This window comes from Pseudomonas sp. Colony2, from assembly GCF_019382755.1.
In the GTDB taxonomy this organism is placed as follows: Bacteria; Pseudomonadota; Gammaproteobacteria; order Pseudomonadales; family Pseudomonadaceae; genus Aquipseudomonas.
Genome location: NZ_CP080030.1, coordinates 1,904,100 through 1,914,625 on the forward strand (window position 1 = coordinate 1,904,100; position 10,526 = coordinate 1,914,625).

General features: G+C 62.7%; 7 protein-coding genes and 1 pseudogene. 4 read left to right on the forward strand and 4 right to left on the reverse strand.

Annotated features, from left to right (window positions below; translation table 11 throughout):
* Positions 1-39 precede the first annotated feature (39 nt).
* Positions 40-1,227: an MFS transporter gene (locus tag JV201_RS08160; RefSeq protein WP_134325967.1), complete on the reverse strand. Its 1,188-nt coding sequence runs from the start codon at positions 1,225-1,227 to the stop codon at positions 40-42.
* 170 nt (positions 1,228-1,397) lie between these two features.
* Here JV201_RS08160 and JV201_RS08165 point away from each other — a divergent pair, with 170 nt between their 5' ends.
* The 4 genes from JV201_RS08165 to JV201_RS08180 all read left to right on the forward strand — a co-directional run bounded on the left by JV201_RS08165 (position 1,398) and on the right by JV201_RS08180 (position 9,099).
* Positions 1,398-4,205, forward strand: coding sequence for an ATP-binding protein (locus JV201_RS08165; RefSeq protein WP_219406723.1), 2,808 nt, complete (start codon positions 1,398-1,400; stop codon positions 4,203-4,205).
* Complete coding sequence (locus JV201_RS08170; RefSeq protein ID WP_102368407.1) at positions 4,202-5,401, forward strand: EAL domain-containing protein; 1,200 nt, start codon at positions 4,202-4,204, stop codon at positions 5,399-5,401. Before JV201_RS08165 ends, JV201_RS08170 begins: the two co-directional genes overlap by 4 nt.
* A 124-nt stretch (positions 5,402-5,525) precedes the next feature.
* A complete protein-coding gene (locus JV201_RS08175; protein WP_087693699.1) occupies positions 5,526-8,423 on the forward strand; it encodes an ATP-binding protein in 2,898 nt (965 codons plus the stop codon).
* A 28-nt stretch (positions 8,424-8,451) separates the two neighbouring features.
* Positions 8,452-9,099, forward strand: coding sequence for a response regulator (locus JV201_RS08180; RefSeq protein ID WP_017477281.1), 648 nt, complete (start codon positions 8,452-8,454; stop codon positions 9,097-9,099).
* On the opposite strand, the gene JV201_RS08185 is transcribed toward JV201_RS08180, so the two are convergent.
* The 3 genes and pseudogenes from JV201_RS08185 to JV201_RS08195 all read right to left on the reverse strand — a co-directional run.
* Positions 9,100-9,594 (reverse strand): fimbrial protein, encoded by a 495-nt coding sequence (locus JV201_RS08185; RefSeq protein WP_003218900.1) that lies wholly within the window; start codon positions 9,592-9,594, stop codon positions 9,100-9,102.
* On the reverse strand, positions 9,591-10,058 hold the full coding sequence (locus tag JV201_RS08190; RefSeq protein WP_003218898.1) for a fimbrial protein: 468 nt from the start codon (positions 10,056-10,058) through the stop codon (positions 9,591-9,593). The genes JV201_RS08185 and JV201_RS08190 overlap by 4 nt, the downstream gene beginning before the upstream one ends.
* A gap of 10 nt (positions 10,059-10,068) precedes the next feature.
* A pseudogene (locus JV201_RS08195) lies at positions 10,069-10,526 on the reverse strand (fimbrial protein); the annotation flags it as partial.

The window sequence follows — 10,526 nt, forward strand, 5'->3', positions numbered from 1 at the left end:
GCGAGCAAGCCCGCTCCCACATTGGATCGTGGGAGGGCTTTAGTGACCGCCTTTCATACGTCGGGCGATCAGGTAGATGCCCAAGCCTACCAGCGCCGTAGCCGCGCCAATGTAGCCCGTGCTGGTCCACCCATACCCCGCCGTAATCGCCATCCCACCGAACCACGGCCCCAGCGCATTCGCCAGGTTGAACGCCGCGTGGTTGGACGCCGCCGCCAGGCTCGGTGCCTCATGCGCAATGTCCATCAAGCGGATTTGCAGCGGCGCGGCCATGGCGATCATGGTGCCGACCAGGCCAATACCCAGCAGTACGCCCCACAGCGAACTCGCGGCGAAGGTGAAGAAGATCAGCACGGCCATCGACCACACCATAATCCAGCCCACTGCGCGAAATTGCAGGCGATCAAACAGCTTGCCGCCGGCGATGTTGCCGATGATGCCGCCTACGCCAAACGCGGCCAGGCCGAATGGGATCCACTGCGGCGAGACTTTCGTCACTTCGAGCATGGTCGGCGCCAGGTAGCTGAACACGCAAAACATCCCGGCAAAACCAATAGCGCCAATGGACAGCGCCATCCACACCTGCGGTTTGGTGAAGGCGCGCAGTTCTTTGCGCGGGTCGCTGCGGGGTTCGTCGTGGCGATCCGGCACGAATTGCCAGACCAGCGCGATGGTGCACAGGGCGATAGCACTGACCAGTGCAAACGCCGAGCGCCAGCCCAAGTGTTGACCGAGGAAGGTCGCGATGGGGTTGCCGAGCAGCATGGCCAGGGTCAGGCCCATCATCACGCGGGCGACGGCGCCAGCGCGTTTGTCGTTGGGCACCATGCTGGAGGCGACCACGGCGGCGATGCCGAAGTAGGCACCGTGGGGCAGGCCGCTGATAAAGCGGAAGGCCACCAGCGAACCGAAGGTTGGGGTAAACGCCGTGGCGAGGTTGCCCAGGGCATAAAGGCCCATCAGCAATAGCAGCATGTGTTTACGCAGCAACTTGGCGCCGAGGATCGCCAGCAGCGGGGCGCCGACCATCACGCCCAGCGCATAGGCGCTGATGGCGTGGCCCACTTGCGGTTCGCTGAGATTGAGGTTGTGGGCGATGTCGGGCATCAGCCCCATGATGGCGAATTCGCCGGTGCCGATCGCAAAGGCGCCCACGGCCATGGCCGCTTCCATTTTGGCGGCGCTGCGCGCGGGCAGCACGTGCCCGGGTGTTTGCTGGATAGTCATGGGTAACTCTGTTTGATGAAGTGCACGAAGGACAGCCGCCGATGCTACGCATGCAGCGACGAAGGTGTCTAGAACAGCGTGTTGCGCGAGAGTTCCATCGGCGCAAGCAGTGCGGGGCTTTGAGATCCGTCTTATTCAACTACCCTCTCGCCACGCTTACTCTTTTGGCGATGAAGCTCAAACATTTCCTGCAACCACTCGACTCTTCTTTTTCGACGCCCAAGGCCGCGCGCAAGTTGTTGCGGCTGTTTGCCCTGGCATTGGTGCTCGGCGTGTATGTGGGTGCCTACAGCTACTTGCGTGCGGCGTTGAATGAGGAAATTTCGCTACGGCGCAGTTATATGAATGAGGCGATTTCCGATGCGCAGAGTTTTTTTGTCAGCCGCCAGACGCTGCTCAAAAGCCTCGGCCTGTCGACGGTTCGTCATGTCACGCCACCCGTGGGCAACCTCAATAATGTGCCGGCCGAAGAGTTGCACATCACCTTGGGCGAGGCGGGCAATATCTGGAGCCTTTGGCTGACTAGGCGCCTGCTTGATTACCTGCAGGTCAACCAGGTCAACCTGATCTACGTCGCGCAGCGCGCCGAGCCGGTGGTGGAGCGCCTGTTTACCGTTGGGGCGGCCCCGGAGAATGTGCCGCAGCCGGTATTGCAGCGGTTGATGGCGGTGGACACCGGCAAGGTCTCGGTCAGCGATGAGTTGTGGCTGACTGAGCAGAGCCGCCTGGATTCACCGCTATACATCTTCACCCGCCTCGACGACCGTAGCCCCACGTCGGGTTGGCTCGGGCTGGAGGTGGACGGCCCGGACCTGATCAACGCCCTGCAGCATGAAAAAGCCGGGGACTTCATGTTGCTTGACGGCGCCGGGCAGCTGATTTTCAGCAGCACGCCTCATCAACCCTCGGCTGCGCAGGTGCTGCGCCAGTATCACGCCACGGCCAGCTTTGGTTGGGAAGGCAGCCGCTGGCTGCCGGATCGCTTGGCCATTCGCAAGCACCTGGGTTACTCCCAGTGGCAGATCGTCTACAGCCTGGAGCTGAGTTCACTGTTGCCCAGCCTGGCCATGCCGTTGCTGCTGTGCCTGCTGTTGTGCGCAGCGGCCAGCTTGTTGATGGTGCGGTTGGTGCGGCGCATCGATCAGCGTTTGATTATCCCGGCAGCCAATCGCATCGAAGCGCTGGTGGAGAGTGAGGCATTCAGCAGTGCGGTGATTCGCATCGCGCCAGTGGCCTTGTGCGTGCTGCGCCGCAGCGACGGCGAGGTAGTGCTGGAAAACCCCCTGTCCCGGCAATGGCTGGGCAACGGCCACGAGCGCCAGCAACTGTGTCACGGCTGGATTCGCCGCGCGTTCGATGAGTCGGAACAAAGCAGCACCGACGAGCTGCAAATGGCCGACGGTCGTCACCTGTACCTGAGTTTCGCGCCAACCCGTTACCAGCGTGAGGAGGTGCTGATCTGCGCCTTCAGCGACATCACCGAACGCAAGCAGGTGGAGTTGGCCCTGCAGCAGGCGCGCACGCTGGCGGACGCGGCGAATGAGGCCAAGACCCTGTTCCTGGCAACCATGAGCCATGAAATCCGCACGCCATTGTATGGCGTGCTGGGCACCCTGGAATTGCTTGCGCGCACCGACCTTAACAGCCAGCAGCGTGGCTACCTGAATGCCATCGAGGGCTCGTCGGCGAACTTGCTGCAAATGATCTGCGATGTGCTGGACGTGTCGAAAATCGAAGCGGGACAACTGTCCCTAGAGTTCAGCACGTTCTCACCGATCGAGTTGGTGCAGGAAGTGATCCAGGGCTACGCAGGCGCCGCCCAAAGCAAGGGCCTGCAGTTGTTCGCCTGCCTCGACCCGCAGTTGCCCGACCACGTGAGCGGGGATGTCACACGCATCCGCCAGATCCTGAATAACCTGCTGAACAACGCGCTGAAATTCACCGAAAGCGGCCGGATTGTCTTGCGTCTGCGCCTGGAAAGCCGTGAAGGCGAGCGCACGATGTTGCAGTGGCAGATAGTCGACACCGGCAAGGGCATCGCCGAGGAAGACCAGCGGTACCTGTTCGAGCCGTTCTTCCAGGTCAGCGGCAATGCGAATGTGGTCGCCGGCAGCGGCCTGGGCTTGTCGATCTGCAAGCGCCTGATGCACTTGATGAACGGCACCTTGCGGGTGGTCAGCGAACCGGGCCTGGGCAGCAGCTTTTCCTTCACCTTGCCGCTGGAGCAAGTCAACGACGACGACCAGGCTCCCTGGGCGCAGCCGCTGCTCGGCGAGCGGGTGTATGTGGTGTCGCCGGTGCGTGAGCTGGCGGAAAGTGTTGGCGGCTGGTTGCGTCGCTGGGGCGCGCGCGCGCAACTCGGTGCGCCGGAGTCCGCCGAGGCCGACCCCGGCGCGGTATTGGTCGAGCTGTATCCCGGCCCGACCGAGCCCGACCAGTTGGTGCATTGGTCCGGGCCGCGGGTGATGGCCGCGGTCGACGAGCATGGCGCTTATCCCTGGCAGATCGGCCTGAACAACCTGCAGGCGCTCAACCGTGCGGTCAGCCGCGCCCAGGGCAGCGAAGAGTTGTTGTCGCCGAGGATCAGCGAGAAGCCCACCGAGTTCAGCCTCAACCTGCGCCTGCTGGTGGCCGAAGACAACCTGATCAACCAGTTGATCCTGCGCGACCAGTTGGAAGAGCTCGGCTGCAGCGTGGTGCTGGCCGGCGACGGCATTGAAGCGCTGTCATTGTGGGGTGATACCGCGTTCGACATGATTCTCACCGACGTCAACATGCCACGCATGAACGGCTATGAACTCACCGAACAACTGCGTCGCCTGGGTTGCTCACTGCCGATCATCGGGGCCACCGCCAACGCGATGCTCGACGAAGCCGAGCGCTGCCTGAACGCTGGCATGGATCATTGCCTGGTCAAGCCGTTCACCCTGCGCGCCCTCTACCAGTGCCTGCATCGCTATCAGAGGAGGGTGCTTTGAGCGCCTATCGCGTACTCATCGTGGAAGACCATCCTTTCCAGCATGAGTACTTGATCAACGTCTTCCAGGCCATCGGCGGGTTTGACGTCGATGTGGTCTGGGATGGCGCCACCGCGCTGCAACGCCTGGCCCGACAGCGCTACGATCTGCTGCTCAGCGACTTGATGATGCCGGGGATGGACGGTGTGCAACTGATCCAGCACTTGGCCCGCATGCACGCGCCGCCTGCGCTGGCGCTGATGAGCGTGGCGTCGCGGCGCATGCTGGTGGGCGCCGGGCAGGTGGCCGGGAACCTCGGCCTGACCGTCGCCGGGCTAATCTCCAAGCCGGTGCGCGAACGCGAGGTGCGCACCCTGCGCGATTGCCTCGACAAACTCGCCGAGCAGGCGCGCACGCCGTGTTGCCACCGGGGTGTCAGCCATGCCCGGGAGAACCTTGAGCGCGCCTTGGCCAATGGTGAAATCCAGGCGTGGTTCCAGCCGAAAAAATCCCTGCATGACGGGCGCATCGTGGGCGCCGAAGCCCTGGCACGCTGGGTGCACCCGGTGGAAGGGTTATTGATGCCCGGCGCGTTTCTTGACGACATCGAGCGCCTTGACCTGGAAACCCGCTTGCTCACCTGCATTCTCGGCCAAACCCTCATCGCCCAGGCCCAGTGGGCGCAACTCGGTTACCGGCTGCCGGTGTCGATCAACCTGCCCACGCATTTGCTCGACCAGAGCGACCTGGTCGACCGCCTGCTTGCCCAGGTGCAAAGCCGCGACGCCGAACCCCGGCAAATTACCTTCGAATTGATGGAAAGCTCCACCACACGGCTGCCCAGTAACTACTACGCTGGAGCATGTCGCTTGCGCATGATGGGCTTTGGGTTGGCGCAGGATGACTTCGGCAAGGGGTTCAGTTCCTACTTCAACCTGGTGTCGACGCCGTTCAACGAGGTCAAGATCGACCGGTCACTGGTGCATGGCTGTGCCGAGAACGAAAGCCTGGCGTCGGCCTTGCAAAGCATTGTCGAGCTGGGCCGCAAACTCGGGCTGACCACCATCGCCGAGGGCGCCGAGACCCAGGCGGAGCTGGCGATGTTGCGGCGTATCCGCTGCGATCAGGTGCAGGGTTTCCTGATCTCCCATGCCGTGGCGGCGGAAAAATTCAGCGCCCTGTTAATCGAGGATGGCCCTGCGCCAGCACTTATGTGAGTGGCCAGGGTCACACAGTCAAGAAGCCCGAAGGAAGGGTCGCCCGGTCAGCCGGGCGTTATTGGCCAATGCCGGGATCAAGCATAGGCCCCATATCCTGATTCAGGCTTCTGCGGTACTGACGATGAAACATGCAAGTCTGCGCCTGGACAAGCTGGCGCAAAGCTCTCAACGCTTGAACAAAGCCCTGTTATTGCTCACGGGGCTCGCCTTGTTGCTGTCCAGCAGTTGCTATTGGGCGGTGTCGCGGTTGCTCGACGCTGAACAGGAAAAGGTCGAGTTCCACTTCGCCCGCGTGGTGGAGATCATCCATGAGCACGAGGCGTTCCTGCGCAACGTGGCCAGTGGCTACAGCCGCAGCAACGCGCCGCCGCTGCCGGCCGTGCAGTCGACCTCGGTGGTGGAGTTGCAGCACGAAGGCGGGCAGGTGGTGTTGCAGGCCAAGGGGTTTGCGATGTCGCTACCCTTCACCTTGTCCCACGCCGAGACGTTCTCGGCGGATGACACGCGCCGGGCACTGGCGTTTGGCGTGCAACTGACTGACTACTACGGCGGCTACTGGGCCAGCTCGTTTTACGCCTCGCCGCAGCTGTTCGTGTTCACCCCCAATGCCGTCGCCAGCCTGGCCGTGCCCGGCGTGGGCGGCTTGCGCCAGCACCAGCCATTGTTGCGCGAGCAGTACCGCGACGTGGTGAGCCGCTTGCAGCAACTGCAACAGAGCCAAAGCCTCCTGCTGACCGACAGCCGCGTGCGCTGGATGCGTGCGCCGCCGCAGTTGTACCAGAACAGCCGCAGCGTGGTCGCGATGATCGGCCTCGACGCGCCTGCCGCCGTATTGCCGGCCAATCAGCCTCAGGGCCTGCTCACGCTGGCGGCGGTGGTGGACACCTCGCAGGTCGACGAAATCGAGCGAGTACTGCAACTGTCGGTCTACAACCAGTTCACCCTGATCTCGCCCCAGGGCGACGTGTTGCTCGGCAGCCTCGGCGATGAACACATGGCGCCCCTGGGCCTGAGCTTCAACAGCCAGGGTTTGCGCTTCAAGATGCTCAGCGAGGGTGGCGAGCACTGGACCGGCCTGTACGCCATCAGCTATCAGGATTTCCTGCGCTACGCCAAATGGCCGCTGCTGGGCCTTGGCCTGACGTTTCTGGCGGCCGTGCTGCTGGGCTGGTGGATCAACCATTGGTACAAGACCCGCATCGTCAGCCCGGCGCAACGCGCGCAGGAGCGTCTGTTCGAGAGCGAGGCATTCAACCGCATCATGCTGCACAACGCCCCGGTGGGATTGTGCGTAGTGCGCCGCAGCGATCACCAGTTACTCCTGGAAAACCAGCGCGCGCTGCAATTGCAGGGCACCGCACCGCTGCTCGACGTGCTCAAGGCCAACGATGGCCCGGATACCCCCGGCGAGATGTGCCTGGCGGTGGAGGGGCGGTACTTGCAGGTCGTGGTGGTGGCGGCGCGGTACGAAGGTGAGGACGTGTTCCTCTGCGGCTGCAACGACATCACCCGACACGTGGACGAGGCCCAGTTGCTGACCCAGGCGCGCCAGGAAGCCACCGAAGCCAACGAGGCCAAAACCGTGTTCCTGGCAACCATGAGCCATGAAATCCGCACCCCGCTGTACGGCGTGCTCGGCAACCTGGAACTGATGGCCCTGACCGACATGAGCGAGCGCCAGCGCCACTACCTGGAAATTATCCAGGGTTCGTCCACTGTGCTGTTCCAGTTGATCAGCAACGTACTGGATGTATCGAAAATCGAATCCGGGCAAATGGCCGTGGAAGCGGCGCCGTTCAGCCCGGGCCAGTTGGTGGCGGAATCGGTGTTGGCGTTCAGCGCGACCGCGCGCAATAAAGGCTTGCAGATCGATGCCGAGATCGACCCGCTGCTACCGCCGCAACTGCTTGGCGATGCTGGCCGCATCCGGCAGGTCCTGCATAACCTGCTGGGCAACGCGATCAAGTTCACCGACTCCGGGCGCGTGCGTTTGCGCCTGATGGTGCAGCAACTACTTGACGATAAAGTGACCCTGCAATGGCAGGTCACTGACACCGGCGTGGGCATTCCGGAAAAGGCGCTGGACCAGTTGTTCAAGCCGTTTTATCAGGTAGCGGGCGACCAGGACGGCAATGGCGCCGGCCTGGGCCTGTCTATCTGCTCGCGCTTGAGTGAGTTGATGGGCGGCAGCATGCGCGTGGTCAGCGAGCCAGGGTTGGGCAGCAGTTTTTCGCTGTTCATCACCTTGCCGGTGCTTCAGGAAACCCTGCCCTCTGCGGAACAACCGCCGATGCCGCCGTGCCTGGACGCACCGTGCCTGAACGTGCGCGTGCTGGTCGCCGAAGACAACCCGGTCAGCCAGGCCGTGCTGCAAGAACAGCTCGAGGCCCTTGGCGCCCACCCCACCGTAGCGCGTGACGGCGAGCATGCGCTGCAAATCTGGGGTTCGCAGCCGTTCGACCTGGTGATCACCGACATCAATATGCCGCGCCTCAACGGCTACGACCTGGCCCGCGCGTTGCGTGAACAAGGCGTCCAGGTGCCGATCATCGGCGTCACCGCCAATGCCCTGCGCGAGGAGGGCGAGCGTTGCCTGGCGGTGGGCATGAACGCGTGGGTGGTCAAACCGCTGAGCCTGAGCATGCTGCGCCAGGCGTTAATGGCGCACTGCCGGCGGGCCACGGCCTTGCCGGTGGTGCAGGTGGACCGGGACCGTGAAGGCTGGATCGAGCTTTCCCCGGCCATGCGCCAACTGATGGCCGACACGTTGCTGGTGGATGTGCAGCAGATCGAACAAGGCCTGACGGCCGGCGATGCCACCCTCGTACGTGAGCGTTTGCACAGCCTCAACGGCGCGCTGGCCAGTGTGCGTGCCGGGGAACTGTCCAGCGCTTGTCAGGCATGGGAGAACACCCTGTACGACGCACCGCTGGATACATACGCCACCACGCAGATTCGAGGCGTGTGCGCACGGCTTACAGCGGTTGCGCAGTGCTTGCTGGCAGAGTCGCAAACTTGATGAAAGCCCATTACAAGGAAGATAAAGAATGCGAGAAATGAACGTTGTGATCGCCGATGACCACCCGATCGTACTGGTGGGCGTGCGCGAAATTGTGCAGCGTGATTCACGCTACAGCCTGGTGGGCGAGGCGGTCAGTTCCAGTCAACTGATCGAGCAGTTGCGCAAGCACCGGCCGCAAGTCCTGATCACCGATTTCAACATGCCGGGTGACGACACCTATGGCGATGGGTTGAAGCTGATCGAGTACATCCTGCGTCACTTTCCCGCGACCCAGGTGCTGGTGCTGACCATGATTTCCAACAGCCTGATTCTCACCCGCTTGCAGGAATTGGGTGTGGCCGGGGTGATCCAGAAGAACCACCTGCACGGCGAGATCGAAAAGGCCCTCGGCGCGATCAGTGCCCAGCGCAGTTACCGCGCACCGGAGCCCGCCGCGACTTCGGTCTTGGCCAATGTGACCCAGGTGCAGGCGCGCTTCCAGAGCCTGTCGCCACGGGAGATGGAAGTGCTGCGTTTATTCGTGACGGGCATGAGCGTGAGCGATATCGCGCGGCAGTTGAGCCGCAGCAACAAGACCGTCAGCGCGCAGAAGATTTCGGCCATGCGCAAGCTGGAGGTGGACAGTGACCAGGCGCTGCTGACCTATTGCATCGAAGCCCGGCAGTTTCAGTAATCAGCGGTACGTCATCTGCATCAACAGGGTGGCTTTGTAGCTACCCGCCTCGGGCAGCTCGCCCAGGGACACGGGCTTGACGCGCAGGGTCAGCGCCAACGGTTCGTCTTCTACCGGCCAGGTGCCGGTTTGGCCCAGGCCGATCCCCGGCTTGTCGGTCTTGTCACGCAATTGCACCTGCAACCCCAGGGATGGGAGATTGGTGAGCAGCACCGGGCTGACGGTGAGGGCCCGGGCCATGCCCGCCGACAAACTCAGCTCGACCTGAGCGCCCGCCTGACAGTCGAAGACCAGCGGCACATCGGTGGCGACGGTGCTGCCGTCGGCCAACTGGTTGAGGTTGACCTTGCCCAGGTCCACCTGTTGCGTACTCGGAAACCTTGCGGTGCACGGCGGTGCGGTCAGCTTGCCGCTGACGTCGATCTGCGCTTCTTCCGCCGCTTGCGCAAGGGCGGTGCTGGCTACGGCCAGCAGCATCCAGGCGAGCGCTTTCATAGGTAATTGAGGGTCATGACCATCGACGAGGTGAACGCGCCCGGCGCCAGCGTGCCGCGTTCGACCAGTTGCGCCTTGAGGCTGATATCCACGTCGCCGCTGAGGTTGGTGTATTTCTTGACGGTGCCATTGAGGTTTGCCGCCGTGTTGTCCGCCCACAGCAACGACACACCGAGGTTATCCGCCGTGGTCTTGGCCACGGTGGAGGTGTAGGTGCCGTTATTGGACGTGAAGCTGACATTTAGCGAAGAACCCGACGAGCACTTCAAGCGCACCGGCACTTCCACAGTGCCGGTGGTCGCCACCTGGTCAGTACGCACGTCGCCAAATGCGGCGGTCAGGGTTGTGCCGGTACTCAATACGCACGGTGGGCGGGTGAGGGTGCCGCTGACGGTGATATTCACCACGTCGGCAGCGTGAGCGGTGCTGCTGAGCAGCATCAGGGCGAGCAGTGGAGTTTTCATGGCAAGGCCCTCATTGATAGTCGATGTTCAGCGTGTATTGGCTCTGAAACGCACCCGTCGGTGATTGCCCGGCCGCCAGTTGTGGCTTGAAGCTCAGGTTTACGTCATTGCTGCCCACGCGTAACTGCATAAAGCGCGGGGTAGTGAAGTTCACCGGGTTCAGGGTGTCGGTCCACAGCGCCTGCATGTTCAAACCTGCCAGCGAGGTGCGTGTCACACCGGTAGTAGGGCTGACTACCGCCTGGTTTGGAAGCAGGTAGACGTTGGCTCGCATCGCGGACTTGCAGTTGATCGACACGGTGGTCGACTGCATCTGGTTATTGAGGTCGCTGTTGCTGATAGAGCCAAAGCGCAGGTTGACGCTGCCGGGTGAACTCAGGCTGCACGCCGGCGGCACGACGGTGTATTCAAACAGCGTTTGCACGAACCACTCGCCATACCCCAGATAGTTCTGCGAAGTCACGCCCA

Bases quoted from the DNA above. Each gene is read 5' to 3' on its own strand.
- JV201_RS08160 (WP_134325967.1), bottom strand. From the start codon at position 1,227: ATGACTATCCAGCAAACACCCGGGCACGTGCTGCCCGCGCGCAGCGCC.
- JV201_RS08165 (WP_219406723.1), top strand. From the start codon at position 1,398: ATGAAGCTCAAACATTTCCTGCAACCACTCGACTCTTCTTTTTCGACG.
- JV201_RS08175 (WP_087693699.1), top strand. From the start codon at position 5,526: ATGAAACATGCAAGTCTGCGCCTGGACAAGCTGGCGCAAAGCTCTCAA.
- JV201_RS08180 (WP_017477281.1), top strand. From the start codon at position 8,452: ATGCGAGAAATGAACGTTGTGATCGCCGATGACCACCCGATCGTACTG.
- JV201_RS08185 (WP_003218900.1), bottom strand. From the start codon at position 9,594: ATGAAAGCGCTCGCCTGGATGCTGCTGGCCGTAGCCAGCACCGCCCTT.
- JV201_RS08190 (WP_003218898.1), bottom strand. From the start codon at position 10,058: ATGAAAACTCCACTGCTCGCCCTGATGCTGCTCAGCAGCACCGCTCAC.